This window comes from Intrasporangium mesophilum (assembly GCF_054783095.1).
Genome location: NZ_BAAGRF010000012.1, coordinates 76,663 through 102,793 on the forward strand (window position 1 = coordinate 76,663; position 26,131 = coordinate 102,793).

The 26,131-nt window shown below is 70.1% G+C and carries 22 protein-coding genes; 13 read left to right on the plus strand and 9 right to left on the minus strand.

All coding sequences use genetic code 11. The features are described from left to right. The first annotated feature begins 196 nt into the window (after nucleotides 1-196). Together recA and ACYVLP_RS11080 are read left to right on the plus strand one after the other, a co-directional pair. Entirely contained in the window at nucleotides 197-1,246 is a 1,050-nt protein-coding gene (gene recA / locus ACYVLP_RS11075; protein ID WP_460627400.1) for a recombinase RecA, read from the plus strand. A 2-nt stretch (nucleotides 1,247-1,248) separates the two neighbouring features. Next, nucleotides 1,249-1,932, plus strand: a complete 684-nt coding sequence (locus ACYVLP_RS11080; protein ID WP_460627401.1) for a regulatory protein RecX — start codon at nucleotides 1,249-1,251, stop codon at nucleotides 1,930-1,932. 173 nt (nucleotides 1,933-2,105) lie between these two features. Here ACYVLP_RS11080 and ACYVLP_RS11085 read toward each other — a convergent pair whose 3' ends face one another. Next, the gene (locus ACYVLP_RS11085; RefSeq protein ID WP_460627402.1) at nucleotides 2,106-2,705 is read right to left on the minus strand and encodes a YceI family protein; all 600 of its coding nucleotides are present in this window, start codon (nucleotides 2,703-2,705) and stop codon (nucleotides 2,106-2,108) included. Between the two features lie 289 nt (nucleotides 2,706-2,994). On the opposite strand from ACYVLP_RS11085, the gene miaB reads away from it, so the two are divergent. The 4 genes from miaB (at nucleotide 2,995) to dapF (ending at nucleotide 7,017) form a co-directional block, all read left to right on the plus strand. Next, on the plus strand, nucleotides 2,995-4,548 hold the full coding sequence (gene miaB / locus ACYVLP_RS11090) for a tRNA (N6-isopentenyl adenosine(37)-C2)-methylthiotransferase MiaB (protein ID WP_460627403.1): 1,554 nt from the start codon (nucleotides 2,995-2,997) through the stop codon (nucleotides 4,546-4,548). Nucleotides 4,549-4,611: 63 nt separating this feature from the next. Next, nucleotides 4,612-5,217, plus strand: coding sequence for a peptide deformylase (gene def / locus ACYVLP_RS11095; protein WP_460627404.1), 606 nt, complete (start codon nucleotides 4,612-4,614; stop codon nucleotides 5,215-5,217). Next, on the plus strand, nucleotides 5,214-6,164 hold the full coding sequence (gene miaA, locus ACYVLP_RS11100) for a tRNA (adenosine(37)-N6)-dimethylallyltransferase MiaA (protein ID WP_460627405.1): 951 nt from the start codon (nucleotides 5,214-5,216) through the stop codon (nucleotides 6,162-6,164). The genes def and miaA overlap by 4 nt, the downstream gene beginning before the upstream one ends. A 1-nt stretch (nucleotide 6,165) precedes the next feature. After that, a complete protein-coding gene (gene dapF / locus ACYVLP_RS11105; protein WP_460627406.1) occupies nucleotides 6,166-7,017 on the plus strand; it encodes a diaminopimelate epimerase in 852 nt (283 codons plus the stop codon). A gap of 40 nt (nucleotides 7,018-7,057) precedes the next feature. Here dapF and ACYVLP_RS11110 read toward each other — a convergent pair whose 3' ends face one another. After that, complete coding sequence (locus tag ACYVLP_RS11110) at nucleotides 7,058-7,669, minus strand: class I SAM-dependent methyltransferase (RefSeq protein ID WP_460627407.1); 612 nt, start codon at nucleotides 7,667-7,669, stop codon at nucleotides 7,058-7,060. A 273-nt stretch (nucleotides 7,670-7,942) separates the two neighbouring features. Here ACYVLP_RS11110 and hflX point away from each other — a divergent pair, with 273 nt between their 5' ends. Beyond that, a complete protein-coding gene (hflX, locus tag ACYVLP_RS11115) occupies nucleotides 7,943-9,427 on the plus strand; it encodes a GTPase HflX (protein WP_460627408.1) in 1,485 nt (494 codons plus the stop codon). A gap of 99 nt (nucleotides 9,428-9,526) precedes the next feature. Here the strand turns inward: hflX and ACYVLP_RS11120 are convergent, their stop codons facing one another. Beyond that, entirely contained in the window at nucleotides 9,527-11,224 is a 1,698-nt protein-coding gene (locus ACYVLP_RS11120) for an FG-GAP repeat domain-containing protein (RefSeq protein ID WP_460627409.1), read from the minus strand. Then, complete coding sequence (locus ACYVLP_RS11125) at nucleotides 11,224-12,915, minus strand: FG-GAP repeat domain-containing protein (protein ID WP_460627410.1); 1,692 nt, start codon at nucleotides 12,913-12,915, stop codon at nucleotides 11,224-11,226. Before ACYVLP_RS11125 ends, ACYVLP_RS11120 begins: the two co-directional genes overlap by 1 nt. 241 nt (nucleotides 12,916-13,156) lie before the next feature. On the opposite strand from ACYVLP_RS11125, the gene ACYVLP_RS11130 reads away from it, so the two are divergent. Both ACYVLP_RS11130 and ACYVLP_RS11135 read left to right on the plus strand, forming a co-directional pair. Next, nucleotides 13,157-13,312 carry a hypothetical protein gene (locus tag ACYVLP_RS11130; protein WP_460627411.1) on the plus strand — a complete coding sequence of 52 codons (156 nt, stop codon included), beginning with the start codon at nucleotides 13,157-13,159 and terminating at the stop codon, nucleotides 13,310-13,312. Next, nucleotides 13,309-14,385 (plus strand): GNAT family N-acetyltransferase, encoded by a 1,077-nt coding sequence (locus ACYVLP_RS11135; protein ID WP_460627412.1) that lies wholly within the window; start codon nucleotides 13,309-13,311, stop codon nucleotides 14,383-14,385. The genes ACYVLP_RS11130 and ACYVLP_RS11135 overlap by 4 nt, the downstream gene beginning before the upstream one ends. Before the next feature lie 79 nt (nucleotides 14,386-14,464). Here ACYVLP_RS11135 and ACYVLP_RS11140 read toward each other — a convergent pair whose 3' ends face one another. Then, nucleotides 14,465-16,135, minus strand: a complete 1,671-nt coding sequence (locus tag ACYVLP_RS11140; RefSeq protein ID WP_460627413.1) for an FG-GAP repeat domain-containing protein — start codon at nucleotides 16,133-16,135, stop codon at nucleotides 14,465-14,467. Between the two features lie 236 nt (nucleotides 16,136-16,371). Next, nucleotides 16,372-18,075, minus strand: a complete 1,704-nt coding sequence (locus ACYVLP_RS11145; protein WP_460627414.1) for a formate--tetrahydrofolate ligase — start codon at nucleotides 18,073-18,075, stop codon at nucleotides 16,372-16,374. A 272-nt stretch (nucleotides 18,076-18,347) separates the two neighbouring features. Between ACYVLP_RS11145 and ACYVLP_RS11150 the strand changes: the two genes are divergently transcribed. From ACYVLP_RS11150 to rpsT, 3 genes are all read left to right on the plus strand, one after another. Further along, nucleotides 18,348-20,588, plus strand: coding sequence for an ATP-dependent DNA helicase (locus ACYVLP_RS11150; RefSeq protein WP_460627415.1), 2,241 nt, complete (start codon nucleotides 18,348-18,350; stop codon nucleotides 20,586-20,588). Between the two features lie 413 nt (nucleotides 20,589-21,001). Beyond that, complete coding sequence (gene holA, locus ACYVLP_RS11155; protein WP_460627416.1) at nucleotides 21,002-21,955, plus strand: DNA polymerase III subunit delta; 954 nt, start codon at nucleotides 21,002-21,004, stop codon at nucleotides 21,953-21,955. Nucleotides 21,956-22,129: 174 nt separating this feature from the next. Next, on the plus strand, nucleotides 22,130-22,390 hold the full coding sequence (gene rpsT / locus ACYVLP_RS11160) for a 30S ribosomal protein S20 (RefSeq protein ID WP_460627417.1): 261 nt from the start codon (nucleotides 22,130-22,132) through the stop codon (nucleotides 22,388-22,390). Between the two features lie 172 nt (nucleotides 22,391-22,562). Here rpsT and ACYVLP_RS11165 read toward each other — a convergent pair whose 3' ends face one another. Next, nucleotides 22,563-23,093, minus strand: a complete 531-nt coding sequence (locus tag ACYVLP_RS11165; RefSeq protein WP_460627418.1) for a type II toxin-antitoxin system PemK/MazF family toxin — start codon at nucleotides 23,091-23,093, stop codon at nucleotides 22,563-22,565. Nucleotides 23,094-23,194: 101 nt separating this feature from the next. On the opposite strand from ACYVLP_RS11165, the gene ACYVLP_RS11170 reads away from it, so the two are divergent. Then, a complete protein-coding gene (locus ACYVLP_RS11170) occupies nucleotides 23,195-24,445 on the plus strand; it encodes an MFS transporter (RefSeq protein WP_460627419.1) in 1,251 nt (416 codons plus the stop codon). 32 nt (nucleotides 24,446-24,477) lie between these two features. On the opposite strand, the gene ACYVLP_RS11175 is transcribed toward ACYVLP_RS11170, so the two are convergent. Further along, a complete protein-coding gene (locus tag ACYVLP_RS11175) occupies nucleotides 24,478-24,831 on the minus strand; it encodes a cupin domain-containing protein (RefSeq protein ID WP_460627420.1) in 354 nt (117 codons plus the stop codon). A gap of 16 nt (nucleotides 24,832-24,847) precedes the next feature. Beyond that, entirely contained in the window at nucleotides 24,848-25,975 is a 1,128-nt protein-coding gene (locus tag ACYVLP_RS11180; protein WP_460627421.1) for a M48 family metallopeptidase, read from the minus strand. Between the last annotated feature and the right edge of the window lie 156 nt (nucleotides 25,976-26,131).

Here is a 26,131-nt window from a genome sequence, read left to right on the forward strand (position 1 = left end):
GACTTCGAACACGTGTTCGGTAGTGTTCTCCACAGGTGCTGCGCCGAGAACGCATCATCCACAGGCCGTCTCGTGGCTCCAACCCGATGTCGGCGCCGGCACCTAACGTCTGACCCGACAACGGATCGCGATATCGACGAGTCGTCCGGGTCGCAGGTAGACGACCGCAGAGCAGACGGCAGATAGGTGGCCACTCATGGCATCGGTGCAGGACAAGGACAAGGACAAGGCTCTCTCCTCGGTGATGGGGCAGATCGAGAAGAGCTACGGCAAAGGTGCTGTGATGCGTCTCGGTGACGACATCAGGCCGCCGATCGAGGTGATCCCGACGGGGTCGATCGCACTCGATGTGGCGCTCGGCATCGGCGGGCTTCCCCGAGGACGCATCGTCGAGATCTACGGGCCGGAGTCATCCGGTAAGACGACGGTCGCGCTGCACGCCGTGGCGAACGCACAGAAGGGTGGCGGTATCGCGGCGTTCATCGACGCCGAGCACGCGCTCGACCCGGAGTATGCGAAGAAGCTCGGCGTGGACACCGACGCGCTGCTGGTGTCCCAGCCGGACACCGGTGAGCAGGCCCTCGAGATCGCCGACATGCTGATCCGCTCGGGCGCGCTCGACATCATCGTCATCGACTCCGTGGCGGCGCTGGTGCCCCGCGCCGAGATCGAGGGCGAGATGGGCGACAGCCATGTGGGACTCCAGGCCCGCCTCATGAGCCAGGCCCTGCGCAAGCTCACCGGTGCACTCAACAACACCGGCACGACCGCGATCTTCATCAACCAGCTCCGCGAGAAGATCGGCGTCATGTTCGGGTCGCCGGAGACGACGACAGGTGGCAAGGCGCTGAAGTTCTACGCCTCGGTCCGCCTCGACGTGCGGCGCATCGAGACGCTCAAGGACGGCACCGAGCCCGTCGGCAACCGCACGCGGGTCAAGGTCGTCAAGAACAAGGTGTCCCCGCCGTTCAAGCAGGCGGAGTTCGACATCCTCTACGGCCAGGGCATCTCGCGCGAAGGCGGCCTCATCGACATGGGCGTCGAGCACGGCTTCGTGCGCAAGGCCGGCGCCTGGTACACCTACGACGGCGACCAGCTGGGCCAGGGCAAGGAGAACGCCCGCAACTTCCTCAAGGACAACCCTGACCTCGCCGACGAGATCGAGAAGAAGGTGAAGGAGAAGCTCGGCGTCGGGCCGCGCGTCGACCAGCCCGCTGAGGTCGCGGACGTGCCCGTCGACTTCTGACGATGGCCGGCTCGGAGCAGAGCGACCGGCTGGCCCGCGCCGCGCGTGCCCTCGCGAAAGCGGAGGGCGTCGTCGGGGTGCGGGCCGGCGGTGGCCAAGCATCGCCCACCAACGACACGGCCCGGCCGGCGCCCCCTAGGCCGACGCCCCCTAGGCCGGCGTGGACCCCGCCTCCGGACGACCTGGAGTCCGAGGCGCCCAAGGCGGACCCCGAGTCCGTCGCCCGGGCGATCGTGCTGCGCCAGCTGAGCCTGGCTCCGCGCAGCCGGGCGCAGCTCGAGAGGAAGCTGCGACAGCGCGGCTGCGATGACGAGGTCGCCCATCGCGTCCTCGACCGGATGACCGAGGTGGGGCTCGTCGACGACGAGGCCTACGCGGAGCTGCTCGTCCGCTCGAAGCAGGCCGGCAAGGGCCTGGCCCGAACGGCGCTGGCCCACGAGCTGCGTAAGCAGGGGATCGACGGCGACATCGCCGACGATGCGCTGGCCGCCGTCGGTCCGCAGGACGAGCGTGCGCGAGCCGAGGAGCTCGTTGCCAAGCGACTGCGCACGATGTCCGGTGTCGCTCCCGACGTGCAGGCGAGACGCCTGGCGGGAATGCTTGCGCGCAAAGGGTATTCGGGGGAGACCGCCTGGCCGGTCATCCGTGACGCCATCGACGGGCTGCCCGAGCACCAGCGGGACTGACCGGCTGCGCCCGAAGTGGTTGCGGCGACCGGCGAGGTAGCCGCGATCGCGCCGTGCACGCACGGGTCGGGAGGGAGCCGGTGGAGCGTCTCGAGACGATGCGACGACGAGGGGGCGGGGACCATTCGGTCCTCGCCCCCTCGGGGTTCAGCTGGTGTGCCTGCGGCTCTCGCTCAGGCCTGGGACGGAACCACGGCGATCGCCGAGACGTCGAGCTCCAGCTTGACCTTCTCGCTGACCAGCACGCCGCCGGTCTCCAGCGAAGCGTTGAACTTGAGGTTCCACTCGGTGCGGTCGATCGTGATGCCACCCTCGAAGCCCACGCGCGTGTTGCCGAACGGGTCCTTGGCCGAGCCAGTCTCCTCGAACGGCACCGTGACGGACTTGGTCACGCCGTTGATGGTGAGATCGCCCGTGATCGCCCACTCGGAGCCGTCACGCTCGACGTTCGTCGAGACGAAGGTGATCGTCGAGTAGTTCGCGATGTCGAAGAAGTCGGGGGTCTTGAGGTGCCCGTCGCGCTGCTCGTTGCCGGTCGTGACGCTCGCGGCGTTGATGCTGACCGAGACCGAGGAGTTGGCCGGGTTGGCCGTGTCGACGTGGGCAGTGCCCTCGAACTCGTCGAAGTGGCCGCGGACCTTCGTGACCATCGCGTGGCGAGCCGAGAAGCCGATGCGCGAGTGGCTCTGGTCGATCGTGTAGTCGCCGGAGATGTCGTCGACGGCGACGGAGGTGGCCTCGACGGCCTCAGCGGTGCGGTTGAACAGTCCCATGATGATGAGTTTCCTTAGGAGTAGATGATTGAAACTTCAACGATATTCTGCACTAGACTCGTTGAACTGTCAAGCAACGATGCAAACCCGGACCGCGGTCCGCTTATTCCCGGGCCGATCCGGCCCTCAGTCCGGGCACCGGCAGACGGTCGGCAACGTCGCGGGTCAGCGCTGGCCCAGACCGCTCCGGGTGTCGTACCCACTCTGCAACGGCGCGCGCCATCGCGCGCGGCGAGGGTCGGTGGGCGGGACGCCGTACCCTGGACGGGCCACACGACGGAGAAGGACGATGCCGAAGACCTATGACGTGCGCACCCACGGGTGCCAGATGAACGTCCACGACAGCGAGCGCCTCGCTGGCCTGCTCGAGACCGCAGGCTACGTCGACCTCGCGAGCCTGCCCGCGGGCCAGCGGCCCGAGGTCGCCGACGTCGTCGTGTTCAACACCTGCGCGGTCCGTGAGAACGCCGACAACAAGCTCTACGGCAACCTCGGCCAGCTCCGTCCGGCCAAGCTGCGCAACCCCGACCTGCAGATCGCGGTCGGCGGGTGCATGGCGCAGAAGGACCGCGGGGCCATCGTCGAGCGCGCGCCCTGGGTCGATGTCGTCTTCGGCACGCACAACATCGGCTCGCTTCCGGCACTGCTCGACCGGGCCCGCCACAACAAGCGCGCCGAGGTCGAGATCAAGGAGAGCCTCGAGGTCTTCCCGTCGACGCTGCCGACCCGGCGCGACTCGGCCTATAGCGGCTGGGTGTCGATCTCGGTCGGGTGCAACAACACGTGCACCTTCTGCATCGTCCCGAGCCTGCGCGGCAAGGAGCAGGACCGACGTCCCGGCGAGATCCTCGCCGAGATCGAGGCACTCGTCGCGCAGGGGGTCGTCGAGGTCACGCTGCTGGGCCAGAACGTCAACACGTACGGCGTCGAGTTCGGCGACCGTCTCGCCTTCGGAAAGCTGCTGCGCGCCTGCGGCGAGATCGACGGCCTGGAGCGGGTCCGGTTCACCAGCCCACATCCGGCGGCCTTCACCGACGACGTCATCCTGGCCATGGCCGAGACGCCCAACGTCATGCCGAGCCTGCACATGCCGCTTCAGTCCGGCTCGGACAAGGTGCTGCGCGACATGCGTCGCTCCTACCGCAGCGCCAAGTTCCTGCGCATCCTCGACACCGTCCGAGAGCACATCCCCGACGCGGCCATCACGACCGACGTCATCGTCGGGTTCCCCGGTGAGACCGAGGCCGACTTCCAGGGCACGCTCGACGTGGTGCGCCAGGCCCGCTTCTCCAGCGCCTTCACCTTCCAGTACTCCGTTCGCCCCGGCACACCAGCGGCCACCATGGATGGCCAGGTGCCCAAGGAGGTCGTCCAGGAGCGTTTCGACCGCCTGATCGCCGTACAGGAGGAGGTCAGCTGGGCCGAGAACCGACGGATCGAGGGCCGCGAGGTCGAGGTCCTCGTCGCGCCGTCCGAGGGTCGCAAGGACGCCGAGACCCGCCGGATGTCGGGCCGTGCCCGCGACAACCGGCTCGTGCACTTCGCGGTCCCAGAAGGCGCCGACACGCCGCGCCCCGGGGACATGGTCACGGTCGGCGTCACCTATGGAGCGCCGCACCACCTTGTCGCCGACGCCGCGCTGAGCGGGGGCACGTATGCCGTCCGGCGCACTCCCGGTGGCGATGCCTGGGCTGCGCTGCAGGCCGTTCCGAACGGCACCGGCAAGCCGGCCGTGAGCCTCGGGATGCCGACGATCGGCGCGCCGGTGCGCGCGGCGGCCCCAGCGGCCGCCTGCGCCCCAGCTCCGTCGAGTGGCCGCTCCGTCCCATGGGCCACAGCGTAAGGAGCCGTACCTCGGCACGGGTGGGACGGAGCGGCCACTCGACCGGCGTGCTTGACTTGGCGCATGACTGTCCGCCCTATCGTGATCACCGGTGAGCCGGTCCTGCACCGTTCCGCGGCGCTCGTGGCGACCTTCGACGACGACCTGCGGACTCTCGTTAACGACATGCACGAGACCAACATCGCCGCCAACGGCGTGGGCCTCGCCGCCCCGCAGATCGGGGTCGGCCTTCGTGTCTTCGTCTGGAAGATGCCCAACGAGGACGGTGTGCCCGAGTCCGGGCACATCATCAACCCGACCGTCTCGACCTCGAAGGTCCCACAGGATCGGCCCGATCCCCACGAGGACACCGAGGGGTGCCTGTCGGTGCCGGGGGAGTCGTACCCGCTCAAGCGCGCCGAGCGCGCGCACGTCGTGGGCGTCGATGTGGACGGCAACCGGGTCGAGTTCGACGCGACCGGCTGGTTCGCCCGGTGCATGCAGCACGAGTACGACCATCTCAACGGCACCCTCTACGTCGACCGCCTGGACGAGCGTCAGGGCAAGAAGGCGCGCAAGGCGATCCGGCGCAACGGATGGGGCAAGGCCGGCAACGCCTGGCACCCGGGCGTCGACCAGGACCCGTTCGGGCACGACGAGGACACCGACGAGCACGAGCTCGTCGGGTGACCGATCCGGCTCCGATCGTCGCTGTCGTCGGTGCGACGGCGACGGGCAAGTCGGACCTCGCCCTGGAGCTGGCGAGGCATCTCGACGGTGAGATCGTCAACGCGGACGCCATGCAGCTCTACCGCGGAATGGACATCGGCACCGCGAAGCTTCCCCTCGCGGCACGGCGTGGCATCCCGCACCATCAGCTCGACGTCCTCGACGTCGCGGACGAGGCGAGCGTCGCGGCGTACCAGTCCGCCTCGCGAGCCGATTTCGACGCGATCCGGGCCCGGGGCAGACGGCCGGTCCTCGTCGGTGGCTCAGGGCTCTATGTGCGGGCCGCGCTGGACCGGCTGCAGATCCCGCCGACCGACCCAGAGGTCAGGCGCCGGCTAGAGGCACGCGCGGCGACGTCCGGCGCCGATGCGCTTCATGCGAGCCTGAGCCGGCTCGATCCCGTTGCGGCAGAACAGATCCCGGCGAGCAATGTGCGACGGGTAGTTCGAGCGCTCGAGGTCGTGGAGCTGACCGGCCGGCCTTTCAGCGCCTCGATGCCCAGCCGGGAGCTGGTCTCGGCGGCCGTCCTGCTCGGCTTGCGGCTCGACCGCACCACGCTGGACGAGCGGATCGCGCGGCGGGTCGATCACATGTGGGAGGCCGGATTGCGTGACGAGACGCAGCTGCTGCTACAACGAGGGCTGCGCGACGGGTTCACCGCGAGCCGCGCGATCGGCTATAGCCAGGCGATCGCGGTCATCGACGGTGCACTGACGGAGGACCAGGCGCGCATGGACACCGCACAGGCAACCCGCCGATACGCTCGCCGGCAGGAGTCGTGGTTCCGCGCAGACCCGAGAGTCGTGTGGCTGCAAGCGGATTCGGCAGACCTGGTCGACGAGGCCCTGGCTGTCGTCCGGCAGGCGGGCACCACGAACCAACCAGACGGCATACCGGAGAATGGGTGACATGACGCGCTTCACCAAGGGACACGGCACGGAGAACGACTTCGTCCTCGTCCCCGACCTCGAGGGCACACTCGAGCTCACGCCGGCCCAGGTGCAGCGCATCACGGACCGCCACGCGGGCCTTGGCGCCGATGGGGTGATCCGGGTCGTCCGCACGCGGCTGGCCGCTGACGAGGCGGTGCGGTCGCTTGCCCCGGAGGCTGAGTGGTTCATGGACTACCGCAACGCTGACGGGTCGCTGGCGGAGATGTGCGGCAACGGCAGTCGCGTCTTCGCCGAGTATCTCCGGCGGGAAGGGCTCGCCTTCGGCAGGCAGTTCACGATCGCCACCCGAGGTGGGGTCAAGACCGTTCGGGTCACGGAGCACGGGTATGCCGTGGACCTCGGCCCGTGGCGCCTCGTCGACGAGGCGGGGGCCAAGCGCGACGGGTTCGACGTCATGGTGCGCCCGCGGCACGGCAAGCCAGTGCCGGCGCTCTCGCTCGATCTGGGCAACCCGCACGCTGTGGTCATGCTCCCCGAGGGCATCGGCCTCGACGCGCTCGACCTGACCGAGGCGCCCGAGCTCCACCCGAGCCCGCCCGCGGGGGCCAATGTCGAGTTCGTCCGCGCCGTGGGACCGGGTCACATCATGATGCGGGTGTACGAGCGCGGCGTGGGGGAGACCCGGTCGTGCGGCACCGGTGCCGCCGCCGCGGCCCTCGCCACGCGCTTCTGGTCCGGACTCGAGGACGACTCGCCGTGGACGGTCGACGTCCCGGGTGGCCGTCTCACCGTGACCCCGTTGCCGGGACAGCGGGTCGAGCTGGCCGGGCCTGCGGCCCTCGTGGCAGACGGCGACTTCCCGCTCTAGGTGTCCATCTGGGTCCTGGGAGTCGCTGCGCCGCGATGGGTCAGGCGCGGCGCACCTCGAGGATCCGGAAGGCCTTGGCGGACGACAGCCGAGTGCACGCGAGCCCCCAGTCCTGGGCGTTGAGCCACTTCTGCAGCGAGTCCGACCCGAGGTGCTTCTGCACGACGAGATAGGCCACGCCCTCGTCGGTGAGTCTGGGGAGCCACCGCTCGAGAATCGCATGCAGTGCTGGCTTGCCCACGTGGATGGGTGGGTTCGACCAGATCGTGTCGAACCGGACATCGTCCGGGACCTCGTCCGGCTCGCTGAACGTCGCGTTGGCCACGCCTGCCGCCGCGGCATTGACTCGTGCCAGGTCCAGGGACCGGCGGTTCACGTCGACGCCCCACACGTGGGCGAGGGGCGAGCGTCGCGCGAGGACGATCGAGATCGGTCCCCAACCACAGCCGATGTCGAGCAGCTGGCCGGTCGGGCTGGGGTCTGGGACGCCCGCGAGCAGGATCGCCGTGCCCGGGTCGAGCCGGTCGGGCGAGTAGACGCCCCGAGCCGTCGTCAGGCTGAGCGGGACGCCGTCGAGAGACACGGTGATCGTGCGGCGCTCCTGCGGAGTCGCCGGCTCCGCGCTGAAGTAGTGGTCGGGGTGCTCGCTCATCACCCGCAACCGTATCGACGACCCGCCGCCACCCCTGACGCCTGGACCCCGCAACACACCCGGAAATCGCTAGCTCCCCGTAGTTGCAACCGTGGCGAGCTGTCGATCCGGCGCAGAGCGCCGGCTCCATCCGGGTGTGTTGCTGAGTCGAGTGAGCGCCCTGTCACACCTGTCACGCGTGGGGTGGGGCGCTCACTCGACGGCAGGTATGCCGGCGGGCTGGGCACAAACGGGTGGCTCGCGGCGTTGCTGAGATGGGACCATAGGGAGAACATGACTTCGAACCACACGAACAACCACAGCCGCGCGAACGATCTGTTCGCGACCCGGGCCGACGCCCTGGCCGACGAGCTCAGCGAGCTCGATGAGACGGCATACCCCCTCTACGACGGCGAACAGCTGGACCGCGAGGAGCGCGCAGCGCTCCGGCGCGTCGGCGGACTGTCGACCGAGCTCGAGGACATCACCGAGGTCGAGTACCGGCAGCTGCGCCTCGAGCGCGTGGTGCTGGCCGCTGTCTGGACCGAGGGCACTGCAGAGGACGCCGAGAACTCCATCCGTGAGCTCGCCGCGCTCGCCGAGACGGCGGGCTCGACGGTCCTCGAGGGCGTCATCCAGCGACGGCAGCGGCCCGACCCTGCCACCTACCTCGGCAAGGGCAAGGCGCTCGAGCTGCGCGACATCGTCGTCGCCGAGGGCGCCGATACCGTCATCTGCGACGGCGAGCTCGCCCCGAGCCAGCGTCGCGCCCTCGAGGACGTCGTCAAGGTCAAGGTCATCGACCGCACCGCGCTGATCCTCGACATCTTCGCCCAGCACGCGAAGAGCCGGGAAGGCCGAGCCCAGGTGGAGCTCGCGCAGCTGCAGTACCTCCTGCCGCGACTTCGTGGCTGGGGTGACTCGATGTCCCGACAGGCCGGTGGCCGGGTGGCCGGCGGTGAGGGCATCGGCTCGCGTGGCCCCGGTGAGACCAAGATCGAGCTCGACCGGCGACGGATCAACACCCGCATCGCCAAGCTGCGCCGCGACATCAAGCACATGAAGACGAGCCGGGACACCCGCCGCAACTCGCGGCGAGAGGGCGGCGTCCCGTCGGTCGCGATCGCCGGCTACACCAACGCTGGCAAGAGCTCGCTGCTCAACCGGCTGACCGGTGCCGGGGTCCTGGTCCAGAACCAGCTCTTCGCCACGCTGGACCCGACCGTGCGGCGGACCGAGACCGAGGACGGCCGGGTCTACACGCTGGCCGACACGGTCGGCTTCGTGCGAAGCCTGCCGCACCAGCTCGTCGAGGCGTTCCGCTCGACCCTGGAGGAGGTGGCCGACGCAGACCTGCTGCTGCATGTTGTCGACGGGTCACATCCCGACCCCGAGGGCCAGATCAGTGCGGTCCGCGAGGTGCTGGCCGAGGTGGGCGGCGACCGCATCAAGGAGCTGATCGTCGTCAACAAGGCCGACATCGCCGACCCCGATGTCATCGACCGGCTGCGCCGTCATGAGAAGCACTGCGTGACCGTCTCCGCCCGCACCGGAGAAGGCATCGACCAGCTGCTCGAGGTGATCGCGCGCGAGCTGCCGAAGCCCGACATCGAGGTCGAGGCGCTTGTGCCGTACCACCGTGGCGACCTCATCTCCCGCATCCACGAGGAGGGCGAGCTCCTCGAGAGCGAGCACGTGGCGGAGGGCACTCGCGTCCGCGCCAAGGTCACACCCGGGATAGAGGCCGACCTCGCGGCATACGCGGTCGTCGCGAGCTGAACGCCCGCCGCCGGGCCTGCTCGGCGTACAGAACAAAGAAAGGCGTCCCGCCTGCTGGCGGGACGCCTTTCGGCTCAAGGGGTTTCGTCGCGATGCGGCTCAGAAGATCGACGGGCCGAAGGGCGTGTGATAGCTGATCTCCGTCCGGGAGCCGAACGCCCCGTTGCCGAGTCCGCGATACACCCACAGACGGTTGCTCCCGTCGAGGGCGAAGAGGTCCTCTCGTCCGTCGCCGTTCCAGTCGCCGCCGCTGAGGATGCGTCTCATGCCCTGCCACGAGGTGCCGACTCGCACGCCCGGCTTGAAGGTGCCGTCGCCGCGGCCTGCGTAGAAGTACAGGTCGCCGTTGGCGAAGGTCGCGTGCAAGTCCGAGCGGCCGTCGCCGTTGGCGTCACCGACGCTGACCAGCGCCTTCGCGTCCTTGAGCCCGGTGGTGACAAGGGTGCCGGACCTGACGGTGCCGGCCCCCGTGCCGCGATAGAGCAGGAGGGCGCCGTCGCTGGAGCGGCGGGCGAGGAGGTCGCCGAAGCGGTCGCCGTCGTAGTCGCCGCCGAGGACGAAGAGGTTCATGCTGTTCCAGCCGACGCCTAGCTTGACGCGCGGGCGCTCGGTCATCCAGCCGCGTGAGTACGTCCACAGGGTGCCCGTCGAGTCGCGAGCGAGGATGTCCATCTGGCCGTCATTGGTCAGGTCGCCACCAGTGGCAAGCGCCGTCATCCCACCCCAGCCCGACCCGACGATGGAACCCGACAGGTACTTGCCGGTGGCCGACTGATTCCAGCGAAGCTCCTCGAGCTGTCCGTTGGCGAGGCGGCGGTAGAGCTCGCGCAGGCCGTAGCCACTTTGCGTGTCGGTGTACGGCGTGCCCGGTACGCGCGGCAGCTGCGCGTCGAAAGTCCCTGTGTACCCGGGCCTCGTCACGGTCACACGCACGCCCACCACGCTGCCGGCCTCGTTGGACGTGATCGCCTTTCCGTAGTTCGACGGCCACGGGACGACACGCCCGTCGCGAGTCCACGACGCCGTCATGTCCGGATAGCTGTAGTCCGTCCGGGGCGGGTAGTAGCTGAGCGGGCCGACCATCCAGTCGAGGCGCGCGCCCACCAGCACCTGCGGTACCGCGTGCAGCGCCACGCTTCCGCTGATGCTGCCGACGACGGGGGTCGGGCCAGTGTCTCGGCGATAGGTGAGGCCTGTGGCGGGCTGGACCGCCTCGAAACGGTGCGTCAGCCGGTGGCCGCGATCGGCGTCGGAGAACTCGTGGGTGCGGGGGGCTGCGCCCTCGCCCGCAGCGAGCGTCGTGCCGTCAGACAGCCACGACTGGGTGATCGTGACCTGTCCGGCGAGTGCCGTGTAGGTCCCCGCCCGGCCGCTCCACCCTGACTCGATGCTGACCGCGGTGTTCGTCGAACGAAGGACTGTGTCGGCGCCGAAGCGCGTGAGTGGCTCGGTGGGTGCGGTGGTCAGGCTCTGGGTGCGTCCGTCCGGTGCCGTGGCCGTGACCGTCGCGGTGACGGAGGAGCCGAAGTACCTGACGCCCAGAGCAAGTCCAGTGGTCGTGGCGACCTGGACCCCGTTGGCGCTCCAGGTCGTCGCATACCGGACCCCGGTCGGAGCGCCGTCGGACGGGGTCACGAGCACCCCGAGCGTCATGTCGAGGCTCGGGCTCTCCGGGAGCACGACCGAAGCCATGAGCGGGTCGGGCTCGGCAGAGTGCGCGACGGGGGCGAGTGCGACCGTCGTGGCGAGGCCGACGACGGCGAGCGCGCCGGTCAGCAGGCGGGTAGAGGCGCTCATCAGTACACCTTCGCGGGGAGCGGGTTGCCGGAGTTGGTCAGCACCCGCGACGTGAAGCCCCCGCGGCCGTTGCCCGGGTAGAGCCACAGGTTTCCCTTCGCGTCACGGGCGAGCAGGTCGGCCTTGCCGTCGCGGTTGAGGTCGCGCGCGGCCAGCAAGGTGGTCATCCCCGACCAGCCCGTGCCCACCCGCACCCGGGCTCCCAGGCCGCCGTCGATGCGGCCGGGGTAGAAGTACAGGTCGCCGTTGGGGAAGGTGGCGTGCAGGTCAGAGATGCCGTCCCCGTTCGCGTCACCAACGGAGACGATGCGCACCGCGGTGCGAAGGCCGGTGGTGACGACGCGTCCCGACGCCAGCCCCAGCCGGGCGCGGCCCGGGTAGAACAGGAGGGCGCCGTCGGAGTGACGTCGGGCGTACACGTCGGCCACCCGGTCCGTGGTCACATCGCTTCCCGTCACGATGAGGTCCATGCCGTTCCAGCCCGATCCGAGCTTGAACCTGCGGTCGCCCGCGGTGTACGCCCAGAGGACTCCGGCCTGGTCCCTGCCGACAAGGTCCTCGCGGCCGTCGTCGTCCAGGTCGCCACCGAGTCCCAGCGACGTGAGACCGGACATGTCAAAGTTGTTGAAGCCCTGCAGCGACCCGGCCGGGTAGCGGCCCGTGCTCGACGCCCTGACCAGCCAGAGCTGCTGGAGCCTGGGCGGCTCGAGGATGGCCACATCGCGTAAGGCGTCGTTGCCGAGGAACGACACCAGTGCCGGAACGCCTGCAATCGTCAGCTTCCGCGACCAGGACGTCACCGGGAGGTAGCCCGGGATCCGGCAGACCGATCTGGCCTGCAGGACCGTTCCGCGCTCCATGGTGTGGACGCCGTGCTGCCAGTCGGTCTCGCCCGTCAGCGCCACGCCGTTTCGGTACCACTGGAAGTCGCAGTCCAGCCTGGCATCGAACATGTCGACCGGCGGGAATGCGTCGACGAACTGTGGGTCGACGGTGAGGGTCTGTCCTGAGGTGGCTGTCCCGTTCAGCACCAGCGTGATCTGTGCCACGCCGACCTTCTGGGTGCTGTCTGACGTGACCGAGCGCTGCGTCGCGGTCCCTGGCTGCGCCAGGTCGAGGCGGACCGCCAGGGTGTGGCCGGTGTCCGCCTCGACCCGGGTGTGCACCCACGGGAGGTCGGGATCGCCGGCGAGCGGGACCCCGTCACGCAGCCAGGTGTACGTCGCAGAGACACCACCCATGGTGGCTGGGACTATCGGGCTCAGCCGGGGCTCGGCCAGGGTGAACCGGTTCGTCTCCGCGTCGAAGGCCACAGCGCTGACGGGGAAGTTGACCGCGGGTTGGCTCGTCGGGGCGATGACCGTCTCGGTGGCACCGTCCGCTCTGGTTGCAGTCACCTTGAGGTCCAAACGGGCGCCGAAGTCCTCCCATTGCATGGTGAGCCCGGTCTCGGTCGACGGCGTCGTGAACGTCTGGACCGCGATGCCGTTCGTGGACCACTCATAGTTGTACGTGACGCCCGTGGTCGCCCCGGCGGTCGGGACGACCGTGCCACGGAGCAGCTGGGAGATCACCGGGTTCCCGATCGAGACCGACGCGATCAGGTCGGCGTCAACGGCCTGGGCGCCCGTCGCGGCCACGGCGGGAACGGACATCCCGAGCGCGAGGACGCCGGCTGCGAGCCGGCGCACGCGTGGTCGGTGCGGGAGTAGTCGAGGCAGGCGTCGTCGAGGCATGGCTCGAGAGGTCACGAGATCCCCTGTTGTCGATGCCGGTCCACGGTCGGCTCCATGGACGGGTCGGCGCGGAGAATGTATCCGGTGGCACCGACATCTGGGGAGATTCGGACGAAACTCGCTCGCGACCGATCCAGTGAGGCCGTCGCGGCGGGTTGGTGCACCGCTGTCGGTGGCGTCGGCGAGGATGGCTCGTATGGCCCTCGAGATCCCGTGTCCCTACTGCGGCACGCAGATGTATGCCGAGCAGGCGCACAACCGCTGCCCGCAGTGTCGCTACATCGAGCCCTGCTGTGACGGCGCCCCGCAGGCGGCGTGTGAGACCCGCGCTCCCGAGCGCCAGGCCCATTGACAGAGGTCCCGTCAGTCCCCGGCGCGGCCTGGATCACGACTCGACGCCTGGTGCTGCGCCGGCCGCGCGCCGACGATCTCGACGAGTACGTCCGCATCCACAGCGACCCGCGCACCTACGCGCACGCGCCGCACACGATGCCGTCACCCGGCCGGTGCCGTGAGCGGCTTGCCGCCGATCTCGACGACTGGGAGACCGTCGGGGTCGGGTATGCCGCCGTGGTCGACCGCGAGTCCGGTGCCATTGTCGGGTGGGCTGGCTTGCGCCACAAGGACTCCGACGACGAGTTCTTCAACCTGTACTACCGGCTGACTCACGACCAGCTCGGCACCGGCCTCGGTCGGGAGATCTCACGGGCTCTGGTCGCGTGGGCGGTCGAGCACCGGCCCGACGTCGCGGTCACCGCGATGGTCGACGACGTCAACGCTGCATCGTTGGCCACGGCCCGGTCCGCTGGGCTGGTCGGGGTCGGCACGCGGGTGAGCCGCGACGACCCATCGGACGCCAAGCCCATGATCCTGTTCGAGGCACCGACCGTGAGCGTCGTTGCTGCCGACCAGGTGAACGAGGCGCTGGCCGACGAGGTAGTCGACCTGTGGGTCCGGGTCAACGACTCCGGCGGCTCCGTCGGCTTCCTTCCAGGGGCGTCGCGGGAGGCCGTCCGCTCGGCGCTCGAGGTGCATGTGCGCGACCTTCGCGCGGGGACAGCCATGCTGTGTATCTTGCGCGACCCGGACGGGTCGCTGCACGGTCTCGGGTTCTGGGAGCACTCGCGGGGCTTCCCCTATGCCCATCTCGCCGGCCTCAAGCGGCTTATGGTCGACCCGCAGCAGCAGGGTCGCAACCTCGGGCGCATCCTGCTCGGCGGCATGGTCGGCATCGCCCGGCGTGAGCTGCCCTGGGTGGAGCTGCTCTGTCTGGAGTACCGCGACGGGCTCGGCCTCGGTGATTTCTACGGCGCGGCGGGCTGGACCGAGGTCGGTCGGGTCCCGCGCGGCCTCAAGCTCAGCGAGACCGACTACCGCGACGACGTGTCGATGGCCCGTCGCGTCGACGGCGGTCCGCTCCGCTGACGCCCTGGTTAGTCCGAGGTTATGCGGCCCGCACAGGGCGAAATGCCGCCGAGGAGAAGCGGATCCGGGACTTGCCGTGTCAGTAGATGCGCGGCGTGAGCGGATAGCCAGCGTTGGCCAGCATGCGCGGCTTGAACCCTCCCCGGCCGTTGCCCGGGTAGATCCACAGGTTGCCCGAGCGGTCGAGGGCATAGATGTCGGCAATGCCGTCGCGGTTCGCGTCGCCTCCGTCGAGGAGTCGGGCCATGGAGGCCCAGCCGGACCCGACGCGGACTCCAGTGGCCAAGCTGCCACCCACACGAGCGGCATACGAGGTCATGGTGCCGTCCGGCCAGGTGGCCAGCAGGTCGACCCGGCCGTCACCGTTTCGGTCATCGTTGGCGACGAGGGTCAGGGCGCGCCGGAAACCCGTGCCGATGACCCGGCCCGCCTCCAGTCGTCCGGTCAGGGTCCCGCGGTACAGGAGGAGTGCGCCATCGGAGGCCCGACGCGCGACCACATCGCCGTTCCCGTCCCAGTCCACGTCGCCCGCGGTCAGGATGAGGTTCATGCCGTTCCAGCCGGTCCCAATCACCGTCGGAGCCTGCAGCACGCCCCGGGTGGTCGACCGGTACAGCAGCAGCGCGCCGTCCCTGCGTCTCGCGATGAGGTCTGCCACGCCGTCGCCACTGACATCAGCTCCGGAGGCGAATGCCGTGAGGACGTCCCACCCCGAACCTAGCGGCACTCCGGAGCCCAGGCCGATCGTGCCTGGACGCGGGTTCGCGCGGATCCGTCGCATGGTGCCCGGGGTCGGGCTCCAGAGCACGTCCCGGAGTCGGTCGACCGTCACGGCCGCCTCAAGCGAGTATGAGAACTGGCGCCCCGGGATCACGCCGACGGACACCGACATCGGCCACACGGAGTAGGGAAACGGTGTCCCGGTGAGGGAGAGCTGAGGGTGTGCCGATAGCTCGTGCCCCTGGTCGAGGCTGGTCACGACGTAACGGTCGCCCGTGAACCCCGTGGGTCTGCCGTCGCGATACCAGCTCACGGTCACCTGGGGCGTCGCCCCGGCTGAGAGCGGTGGATAGGCGACGTCACGGCGGGTGAATGCCAGTCCCTCAAAGGGATGCGGTGTACCGATGAGCGTTGCGCCCGTGTCGTATCGACCGATGACAGGTGTCGGCCTGGTGTCCTTGGTGGAAGTGACAGCCGTGCTGGCTTGCCGGGCCACTCGCCTCGCGCTCAGCGTGTGACCGTTGTCGGCGGCCACCCAGCGGTGCGTCCAGGGTTCAGCTCCTGCGTCGGCCGGGACGGCAACGCCCGAACGGAGCCATACGTAGTCCACCGTCACATCCCCCAGGTCGGCCGCGAAGGTCGACGGAAGGCGAGCTGACTCGAACCGCAGGAGGTCCGCTGAGTAGTAGACATACACGACGTCGTCGTTCCACGAGTCGACGAGGCGCTCCGGCGACGAGCTGGTCTGGGTGGTGCCGTCGGGAGCCGAAGCCGACACCGTAAGCACGATCCGACGACCGAAGTCCTTCTCGCGAACGGCTAGCGTCTGCTCGGTCGCCGTGGTCGATGTCCGCGCCAGCTCGCCCATTTGGTCCGACCAGACGTATGTATAGACCACCCCGGTTGGCGCACCCGGCGATGGCGTGATCTGACCCTCGACCGAGGTGCCGATGTAGGGCGTGTTGAGCCCCACCTTTGCGATCAGGTCGGTCGACGTCGCAGCGGGTGCAGAGGGAGCCGCGCCCAGCATGGCGCTCGTGACGACGAAGAGTACCCATGCGGGTCGGCGCCATCCAGTTGAGTGGCGTCGCGTCCGTTGACGCGCCCCTCGAGACGTTGACGTGTCTGTGACGGGTCGTGGCGCTGCTCTGCGCAAGGGGTCCCCTGTGGCTCGTCGGCAATGCCGGGTTCGGCTCCGGCAGCGCCGACTCTAGGCCCTGGGGGCGACAAGTGGGACGTATGCGGCCAGCTGCTGGTCTCGTACGCTCAGGACAGACCGGTGATCGAGCCGTCCTCGGCGATGTCGACGCGCTCCGCGTTGGGTGAGGTCGGCAGTCCCGGCATGGTGCGCATGTCACCACAGATCGCGTAGATGTAGCCGGCGCCCACGGCGGCGCGTACCTCGCGCACCGGCATACGCCACCCCGTCGGCGCCCCGAGAAGGGTCGGGTCGGACGAGATCGACAGATGGGTCTTGGCGATCACGACAGGCAGCTCACCGAAGCCGAGCCGCTCGTAGTCCCGCAAGCCGCGCGCGGCGGCGGAGGACAGGTCGATCCCGTCGGCACCATAGATCTCGCGCGCGATCCGGTCGATCTTGTCCACCAGCGGGAGGTCCAGCGGGTAGAGGAAGTCGAACGTGCTCGGCGCCTCGGCGGCCTCGAGCACGAGCCGGGCCAGCTCAGTCGCACCGCGGCCTCCCTCGGCGACATGCCGGGTCACGGCGCAGCGCACCTCTAGCTCGTCGCACAGCTGCCGGATCACGTCGTGCTCGGAGTCGTGGTCGCCGGGGAAGGCGTTGATCGCGACCACGGGGGTGACGCCGAAGCGTTCGACGATGCCGATGTGGGCTCGCAGGTTCGCCAGCCCGGCCTCGACGTCGCCCGGGCTCTCGTCGAGCATGCCGTCCGGGAGGTCCCGGCCCGCCCTGATCTTCCAGCGGCCCGAGTGGGCCTTGAGCGCCCGAACGGTAGCGACGATGACGGCGGCGTCGGGATGGAGCCCGCCCACGCGGCACTTGACGTCGAAGAACCGCTCCGCGCCCATGTCCGCGCCGAAACCGGCCTCGGTGACGACCACGTCGCCGCTTCGCATCCCGATGAGGTCCGCGGTGACAGACGACGCGCCGGTGGCGATGTTGCCGAAGGGCCCGCAGTGGACGATCGCCGGACCGCCTTCGAGCGTCTGCAGGAGGTTCGGCTTGAGCGCGTCGCGCAGGAGCGCGGCCATCGCGCCCGCGGCCCTCAGGTCGTCCGCGGTCACTCCCTTGCCCTCGTGCGTGTAGCCGACGACGATCCGCCCGAGCCGCTCACGCAGGTCGACGAGCGAGGTGGCCAGCGACAGGATCACCATGACCTCGCTCGCGGCGGTGATGTCGAAGCCGGTCTGCCGCGTCAGGCCGTCCTGCCGGGCGCCGAGCCCGACGACGATCGATCGCAACGAGCGGTCGTTGACGTCGAGCACTCGTCGCCACGTGATGTTGCGGCTGTCGATGCCGAGCTCGTTGCCGTGGTGCAGGTGGTTGTCGATCATCGCTGCGAGCAGGTTGTGAGCAGCGGTCACGGCGTGGAAGTCGCCGGTCAGGTGCAGGTTGAGGCGCTCCATCGGCACCACCTGGCTGTAGCCCCCGCCGGCCGCACCACCCTTGACCCCGAAAGTTGGCCCCATCGAGGGCTGCCTCAACGTGACGACCGCACGCGACCCGAGCAGTTCGAGGGCCTGGGCGAGGCCGACCGAGGTGGTCGTCTTGCCTTCACCGAAGGGCGTGGGGGTCACCGCGGTCACGACGACGTACCTGGCTCGGGTCTGCGGGGCAGGCCCGTCGAGGACCGCGAGGTCGATCTTCGCGACGTCACGGCCGTAGGGCTCGAGATGCTCGGACGCGATGCCGAGCTGGGCGCCGACCTCGGCGATGGGGCGCAGGGTCGCCGCGCTCGCGATCGCGAGGTCCGAGGGCAGGGGTGTGCTCATACTCCGATACAACGCCTCGAAATCCGGCGGATCAACTCGGACGCCGAAGGATTGTCGGCATCGGGGACGGTATGCCGGACAAACCGGGGCGTGTCGAACGCGAGTGACCCGCGGGGCGGGCTTCGACTCGTGAGGCGGGAGGGGCCCGCCGCGGTCCGGGCACGAGCCGCATCTCGCCACCCCTTCCGGCGACGGGAGCCAGCTCGGCGGACTCCGCCGACGGCGGGGGATGGCGGCGACACGAGGTCGGCCCTGCGGCATACCCTGAGCCAATGGCCCAGCGACCACCACTCGACGTCCTCCTGCACGCCGCGGTGTCCGGGGTGGGCGGTGTGGAGCGGCCGGGCCAGGTCGAGATGGCGCGGGCGGTGGCCGGGGCCATCGAGACCGACGAGCACCTCCTCGTGCAGGCCGGCACCGGCACCGGCAAGTCGCTGGCGTACCTCGTGCCGGCCGTCGCGCACGCGTTCGACAAGGGCCACCCGGCCGTCGTGTCCACGGCGACGCTCGCGCTGCAGGCCCAGATCGTCGACCGCGACATGCCGAGGGTCGCCGACGCGCTCGGGTCCCTGCTCGGTCGCCGGCCGACCTACGCCCTCGTCAAGGGGCGGCGCAACTACGTCTGTGTCAACAAGCTCGACGGAGGCTTTCCCGACGAGGAGGACGCACTCATGTCGGTCGGGCAGGTCGACACCTCGGTCGGACGGCTCGGCCAGGAGGTCGTGCGCCTGCGCGAGTGGGCGTCGACGACCGAGTCCGGTGACCGCGACGAGCTGGTGCCGGGGGTGTCCGAGCGCGCCTGGCGGCAGGTCTCGGTGTCGGCGCACGAGTGTCTCGGCGGCAAGTGCCCGCTGGTCACCGAGTGCTTCGTCGAGCGGGCGCGGGAGGCCGCCAGGGACGTCGACGTCGTCGTGACGAACCACTCGTTCATGGCGATCGACTCGTTCGAGGGGCGCCAGATGCTCCCCGAGCACGACCTCCTCGTCGTCGACGAGGCCCACGAGCTCGTCGACCGCGTGACCGCGACGATCACCGACGAGCTGACCGGCTCGATGGTGGCGACCGCCGCCAAACGGGCAGGCCGGCTGTCGGAGAACACCGCGGCCCTCGAGGAGGCAGGCGAGCTGCTCGCAGCCGCCCTCGAGCCGGCCGAGGAGGGGCGCCTGCTCAGCGTCCCGGACTCGCTCGGGCTCGCGCTCGCCCGGGTGCGCGACACGGCACGCGTCGTCCAGAGCGACCTCAAGCCGGCGCCCGGCGAGGACACCGACGGCGCACGGCAGGTCGCGCGTGCGGCCGTCGACGAGGTCCAGGAGAACGCCGAGCGGATCCTCGAGGATCGCGAGCTCGATGTCGTCTGGGTGTCGCGCGACCAGCGGCGCGGCCCGGTGCTGCACGTCGCGCCGATGAGCGTCGCGATGCTGGTCCGCGACCGCATCTTCGCCGACCGCACCGTCGTGATGACGTCGGCGACCCTCGAGCTCGGTGGCACGTTCGACTCCGTCGCCGGCACGATCGGCCTTCGGGGTGAGGGGGCGCCCGGCTGGCGCGGTCTCGACGTCGGCAGCCCGTTCGACTACCCGAAGCAGGCCATCGCCTACGTCGCCGCTCACCTGCCGGCACCCGGCCGCGACGGCGCCAGCGACGACAGCCTCGACGAGATCGAGGACCTCGTCCGGGCCGCCGGCGGCCGGACCCTCGGCCTCTTCTCGTCGACCCGCGCGGCCCAGACCGCCGCCGAGATCATGAGGGCGCGGTTCGGCCCCGACATCCCGGTGCTCTGCCAGGGTGAGGACCAGATCACGACCCTCGTCCGGGACTTCGCCCGTGACCCCGGGACCTGTCTCTTCGGGACGTTGACGCTGTGGCAAGGCGTCGACGTGCCCGGCTCGGCCTGCCAGCTCGTCATCATCGACCGGATCCCCTTCCCGCGACCCGACGACCCGCTCGCGTCGGCGCGGTCGCAGGCGATCGCAAGGATGGGTGGCAACGGGTTCATGGCGGTGTCGGCGACACACGCCGCCCTCCGCCTCGCCCAGGGGGCGGGGCGCCTCGTGCGGCGCTCCGACGACCGTGGCGTCGTGGCCTTCCTCGACTCGCGGATGATGACGGCACGGTATGCCGGGTTCCTCCAGCGGTCCCTCCCGCCGTTCTACCCCACGACAGACAAGCAGCTCGTCCTCGCCGCGCTCGCGCGGCTGGACGCGACGGCCCCCGACCCGCTGCCGGTGCAGGAGCCGGCGCTCCGGACACTGTCGGGCGCTCGCACCGACGCAGACGGCACGGAACACCCTCGCCCCGTTGCCGGCCCACCCCCGGTCGCGGCCTCGTCGCGCAGCGCGGTGACCTCGGGCCACGCCTGGACCCAGGAGCAGGACGAGGAGCTGCGCGACGCGGCGGACGCCGGGATGCAGCTCGAGGAGCTCGTCGAGCACTTCGAGCTCCCGCCGGAGACGATCTCGGCGCGAGTGGGGCAGCTCGGGCTCACCCTGGCCTCCGGCCAGTTGTTCGACTGACCTCTTGGCGCCTGGCTGAGTTCTTGGCGCCTCGCTTCGCTGCGCCGCGTGCCTCGGCGCCTCGTGGGCGTTGCCTTCCTCCGCTCCGCTCGCTCGTTCCTCCCACGCAGAGCGTGGGACCCAGCTCGCTGCGCTGCGTCCAGGCAACGCCGGCGCCGCGGCCATGCTCTTGGCGCCTCGCTTCGCTCGGCGCGTGCCGCGGCGCCATGTAGGCGTTGCCTTCCTCCGCTCCGCTCGCTCGTTCCTCACTCGCTGCGCTGCGTCCAGGCAACGCCGGCGCCGCGGCCATGCTCTTGGCGCCTCGCTTCGCTCGGCGCGTGCCGCGGCGCCACTCAGGCGTTGCCTTCCTCCGCTGCGCCCGGTCCAGGCAACGCCGGCGCCGCGGTGTCGGGGTGCCGTGGCAGGCTTGGGCCATGCCCGAAGCAGCGACCCTCGTGCTCGTGACCGGTCCCGAGGAGGTTCTCGTCGAGCGGGCCGTTGCCGCAGCGGTCGAGCCGACGCGGGCGGGGGGCGGCGAGGTGATCCGCATCGACCCCGTGACCTACGAGGCGGGCACCATCCAGGTGCACGCGAGCCCGTCGCTCTTCGGCGGCGCGAAGTGCCTTGTCGTGCGAGACCTGCACGAGGCACCCGACGATCTGCAGCTCGACCTGCTCCGCCTGCTCGGCGCGCCCGACCCGGATGTCCGTCTCGTCGTGACGCATGGCGGCGGAGCGCGCGGCAAGAAGGTGCTCGACACGATGAGACAGTCGGGTGCGAGAGTCGTGGACTGTCCCGCCGTCAAGTCCGACCGCGACAAGAGCGACTTCGTCATGAAGGAGTTCTCGGCGGCGCGCCGCAAGATCACCGGCGACGGGGTCCGTGCGCTCGTCGAGGCAGTGGGCAAGGACGTGCGCGAGCTGGCCGCCGCATGTGCCCAGCTCGTCTCGGACACCGAGGGCGCTGTCGACGATGCCGTCGTCGACACCTACTACGGCGGCAAGGTCGAGGCGACCGGCTTCCGGGTCGCCGACGCGACCGTCGCGGGGCAGTCGGGCGAGGCGCTGCGGCTCCTGCGCCACGCGATCGCCAGCGGGGTCGACCCGGTCCCGATCGTCGCCGTCCTCGCCTCCCAGCTGCGCCAGCTGGTGCGCGTGGGCGCGGCCGGCCGGGGAAGCTCGGCGCAGGTCGCGAAGAACCTCGGCATGGCACCCTGGCAGGTCGACAAGGCCCGCCGCGCGGTCAACCACTGGAGCGCCGAGGGCCTGGCCGTGGCGGTGCAGGCGGTCGCCGCGGCCGACTTCGAGGTCAAAGGCGGCGGCCGTGACCCCGTCTATGCCGTGGAGCGGGCCATCCTCACAGTGACCTCGACCCGGGGCACGCACTGAGTTTGGTCGGCATGCCTGCGCGCTGGTAACTTTGTGCCTTGCGTGCGCGCTCAGGTCGTGCGCGCATGCATGCACCACCGAAGCGGCTCACGCAAGGGTGCCCCACGCCCGGTCCCGAGCTGCTTTGCCGCCCTCTAACGGCAACCATCCGACCAAACGAAAGAATCATCAAACGTGGCAAACATCAAGTCGCAGCTCAAGCGCATCAAGACGAACGAGAAGCGCACCGAGCGCAACAAGGCCGTCAAGAGCGAGCTTCGCACCTGGGTCCGCAAGTTCCGTGAGGCTGCCGCCTCCGGTGACAAGGACGCCGCCAGCGACGCGCTGAAGGTCGCCTCGAGGAAGCTCGACAAGGCTGTCAGCAAGGGCGTCATCCACCAGAACCAGGCCGCCAACCGTAAGTCGGCGATGGCGAAGAAGGCCGCAGCGCTCTGACGCTCGCCTTCCGCTCGTTCGGGCCCGTCACCTCGTGGTGACGGGCCCGTTCTGCATCCGGTGCGCAACCGCCGGTGTGAGACGCCGCGGCGCGGCATACTCGCTCGCCGGTGCTGGGCTGACTCAGCTCTGCTCGGCTCAGCTCGGCTCAGCTCTGCCGGGTCGGCTCGGGTCAGCGGCGCGGGTTCGACCGCACCCCGGCGATGACGTCGTCGTACCGGTTGCGGGGCAGCACCGCGCCTTCGCGGCGCACCGACTGCGGGTCGACGCGGACCAGCCGGTTGACCCGCACCTCGCTAGGGCGTCCTCGCCGGTCCCAGGGTCCAGAGCCGATGTCGACCCAGTCACGCCCGGCCCGGTGCTCCTGCCGCTGGTCGCGGTCATGATCCTTGCTCGTCAGCGGCAAGGCGATGAGCCAGCTGCCTTCGCGGCCGATGATGAGGACGGGCCGGTCCTTGCCCTGGGTGTGGTCCTCCTCGTAAGGCACCCACGTCCACACGATCTCACCGGGGTCGGGCCGACCGTCGGGCCGAGGCGAGTACGTCGTGTCCGGTACGCGCGTGGCGTCGCCCGGGTATGCCGGCTGGCCGGCCGGCGCGGGGACGGTGCCGGGCGAGGGGGCTGGGGCGCGACGCGGCGCGGCAGGGGAGCCGCGCCACAGCGTGCGCAGTCCGCCGATGAGGCGGTCGAAGGCAGTGGACATGGGAATCACCGTAGCGAGCCTCTCGTTACGATGAGGGGCATCAACCCCGGGTCGACGGCGATCCGCCAACCAGCCGAACGCCTGACCACGGAGTCCCGATCTTGAGCACAGCCACGCGCCGTACCACCCTTGCGATCCTCGCGCTCGCCGTCGGCGGGTTCGCCATCGGCACGACGGAGTTCGTGACGATGGGGCTCTTGCCACAGATCGCGGCGGGCACCGGCGTCGACATCCCGACGTCGGGTCACTACGTGTCTGCCTACGCCCTCGGGGTCGTCGTCGGAGCACCACTGATCGCGCTCTTCGCGGCCAGGGTGCCCCGCAAGGGCCTGCTCATGACCCTGATGGCGTTCTTCGCCGTCGCTCACCTCGCGATCGTGCTGGCCGACAGCTACCCGACTGTGCTCGCGGCGCGCTTCCTCGCCGGGCTGCCGCACGGCGCGTTCTTCGGTATCGGGTCCGTCGTCGCTGCCTCGCTCGTGCCACACGAGCGCCGGACGGCAGCGGTCGCGATGATCCTGGGTGGTCTCGGGGTCGCGAACATCGTCGGAGTGCCGCTGGCCACCCTTGCCGGGCAACGGCTTTCGTGGCACGCCCCGTACTTCGCGGTTGGGCTGGTGGCGGCGTTCACGGTCCTCGCCATCGGTCTCTTCCTGCCTCACCAGCCTCCGAGCGGGGAGGAGTCGATGGGCTCGGAGATGACGGCGCTTCGCCGGCCCCAGGTCTGGCTGGCCCTCCTCGTCGGTGTCGTCGGATTCGGCGGGATGTTCGCGATGTACTCCTTCATCACGCCGACGATGACCGAGCTCGCCGGTCTGGACGAGACCTACATCCCCTGGGTGCTGGCGGCATACGGCGTCGGCATGGTGACCGGCATGGTGCTGAGCGGCCGGGTCGGGGCGCGCTTCGGCGTGCTGCGGGGGATCATCGTGTCGCTGTCCACCATCGCCGTGCTCCTCGGGGTCTTCGGCGTCGCCGCGCACGTGCTGTGGCTTGCCGTGCTCCTCGTCTTCCTGCTGGGCCTGCTTCCCTCGATCGTCGTGCCGCTCCTGCAGACCCGGCTGATGGATGTGGCCCACGAGGGGCAGTCCCTCGCCGCGGCGCTGAACCACTCGACGCTGAACACCGCCAACGCCCTCGGGGCCTGGCTCGGCTCGATCGTGCTGGCCGCCGGATGGGGCTACGGCGCGCCGAGCATGGTCGGCGCGGTGCTGGCTGTGCTCGGCGTGGGGGTCGCGCTCACCTCCGTCTCGCTCGAGCGGCGGGCCCGGCGTGCTCCCGCCGGGCGCGGCGGAGCCACGCCTGCCCGCGCCGCTCAGCCCGCCCTCGTCGACCGCGCAACCTCCGCCTGAGGCCGCCTGAGGCCGCCTGGGAGGGCCGCGCGTCACTCGAGCCAGTCGGTGACGAAGCGCTCGTTCGCGTGGATGTGGACGGCCTCGTAGCCGCCGGGGCCGGTCCGGAAGCGGTGCGGCGTCTCCGCAGGCACGACGAGGATCTGGCCGGCGCGGCCGACGATCTCCCTCGCCTCGTCCCCGGCGCCGACCGTGAAGGTCGCCGACCCGCGCCGGATGATGAACGTCTCGGCATAGGGGTGCTTGTGGAGGCGGGGCCCGGCACCCTCCCGCGTGGTCGACTCGAGGATGATGCTGATACCGGCCCCGCCGGGCAGCGCCTCGTAGTTCTCCGTCCACTCGTCACCGTCGAGGCGTCCGTCGCTGCGCGTGATCAGGGTGTCCATCGTGCGTCTCCTGTCGCTACTGGGGCTCTCCCAGCATCCCGACATCACGTCGATCGGGCAGGTCGGTGTTCGACATCGCTCCCGGTTCGGGCACCGCACTCATCCCCGCGGGCGCGACTGCAGGCCGGACTGCGGCCGATGCCCCCGGCGCCACGGCTGCCATCCCAGCGGAGGTGAGTGCCGGTGACGCACCCACCCCGACCTGCGGCGGCACGGGGGTGGGGGTGAAGCCGATCATCGGTGGAAGGTCGTGGGTCCCCGGTGCCTCCGGCAGGCGCCACATCCACACGTCACTCGGGCGCCACAACAGCCGACCTGGGCGCCTTCGGTCGCGCAGCGCGTGCATGCGCCAGGCGAGCACCGGGTGGGAGCTCATGGCGTTGGTGACCCACACGAAGAACCCGGGCTCGGTCACGGCCCGGTCAGCCATCGCGTCGACGTCGACCGACCGGTTGAGGTACTTGCCACCGGCCAGGGTCGCCATCGCCGAGCGTGCCCCCTGAGGCACGAGCAGGTGGCCGTAGTTGTCGGCCGTGTACTCCTGGGCGCGGCTCAGCGTCGAGCCGATGAAGGGGATCCAGTCCGCGGCCGCGATGCCGAGGATCCGCCAGTAGCTCGTGTGCCCGGCTGCGATATGTCCGACCTCGTGCGCGATGACGAACCTCAGGGCGTCCGGCTCCCGGGCTGCGCCACCGACCTCGAAGAGGTCGCTGTAGATGACGACGAACCGCCTGAAGCCGTGGCCGGAGGCGCCTGCGTTGATGGCTCCGTTGCCGAGCACGACATAGGCGTCCGGCACGAACGAGAGCCCGGACCGGGCGGCAGCGTCGACGAGCATCGCGTACGCCTCGGGGAACTGATCCGGAGTCAGCTTGACGCCGTTGAGGCGCTGTTGTGCCCACAGCTGGCCGCGGGCGAACCAGATGAGCAGTGGCGCGAAGATCAGCGCCAGGGCGTAGATGTCAGGCGTTCGCTCCTCGTCGATGGCCGATATCACCTCTCCGAACGAGGCGAACAGCAGCAGCCCCGAGGCCAGGATCGCGACGACGAGCGCCAGGATCTCCTGCGGATGCCGCACGAGCCGGCGCATCGGTACGTGGGACCCGGGTGGCACGGGCAGGGCCTGCATGGGCTGGGGTCGCATGGGCGACATTCTGCGGCACGCCCGGGCGTTCCGGGGCGGCGGGCGTGCGGAGCGCATGAGCGTCGCAGGTCCAAGTCATGGGAGACTGTCCTGTCGCGGCGGTGGTCGCCCGACCGCGGTCGCCCACGATTCGCTTCCCACACCAATCCCTTGCGA

Excerpts from the sequence above, each read along its gene's own strand:
- hflX (WP_460627408.1), top strand. The coding sequence starts at position 7,943 with ATGACTTCGAACCACACGAACAACCACAGCCGCGCGAACGATCTGTTC.
- ACYVLP_RS11085 (WP_460627402.1), bottom strand. The coding sequence starts at position 2,705 with ATGGGACTGTTCAACCGCACCGCTGAGGCCGTCGAGGCCACCTCCGTC.
- ACYVLP_RS11150 (WP_460627415.1), top strand. The coding sequence starts at position 18,348 with ATGGCCCAGCGACCACCACTCGACGTCCTCCTGCACGCCGCGGTGTCC.
- ACYVLP_RS11180 (WP_460627421.1), bottom strand. The coding sequence starts at position 25,975 with ATGCGACCCCAGCCCATGCAGGCCCTGCCCGTGCCACCCGGGTCCCAC.
- ACYVLP_RS11080 (WP_460627401.1), top strand. The coding sequence starts at position 1,249 with ATGGCCGGCTCGGAGCAGAGCGACCGGCTGGCCCGCGCCGCGCGTGCC.
- def (WP_460627404.1), top strand. The coding sequence starts at position 4,612 with ATGACTGTCCGCCCTATCGTGATCACCGGTGAGCCGGTCCTGCACCGT.
- ACYVLP_RS11120 (WP_460627409.1), bottom strand. The coding sequence starts at position 11,224 with ATGAGCGCCTCTACCCGCCTGCTGACCGGCGCGCTCGCCGTCGTCGGC.
- ACYVLP_RS11130 (WP_460627411.1), top strand. The coding sequence starts at position 13,157 with ATGGCCCTCGAGATCCCGTGTCCCTACTGCGGCACGCAGATGTATGCC.
- ACYVLP_RS11165 (WP_460627418.1), bottom strand. The coding sequence starts at position 23,093 with ATGTCCACTGCCTTCGACCGCCTCATCGGCGGACTGCGCACGCTGTGG.
- ACYVLP_RS11145 (WP_460627414.1), bottom strand. The coding sequence starts at position 18,075 with ATGAGCACACCCCTGCCCTCGGACCTCGCGATCGCGAGCGCGGCGACC.
- recA (WP_460627400.1), top strand. The coding sequence starts at position 197 with ATGGCATCGGTGCAGGACAAGGACAAGGACAAGGCTCTCTCCTCGGTG.
- ACYVLP_RS11140 (WP_460627413.1), bottom strand. The coding sequence starts at position 16,135 with ATGCTGGGCGCGGCTCCCTCTGCACCCGCTGCGACGTCGACCGACCTG.
- dapF (WP_460627406.1), top strand. The coding sequence starts at position 6,166 with ATGACGCGCTTCACCAAGGGACACGGCACGGAGAACGACTTCGTCCTC.
- ACYVLP_RS11175 (WP_460627420.1), bottom strand. The coding sequence starts at position 24,831 with ATGGACACCCTGATCACGCGCAGCGACGGACGCCTCGACGGTGACGAG.
- ACYVLP_RS11110 (WP_460627407.1), bottom strand. The coding sequence starts at position 7,669 with ATGAGCGAGCACCCCGACCACTACTTCAGCGCGGAGCCGGCGACTCCG.
- miaB (WP_460627403.1), top strand. The coding sequence starts at position 2,995 with ATGCCGAAGACCTATGACGTGCGCACCCACGGGTGCCAGATGAACGTC.
- holA (WP_460627416.1), top strand. The coding sequence starts at position 21,002 with ATGCCCGAAGCAGCGACCCTCGTGCTCGTGACCGGTCCCGAGGAGGTT.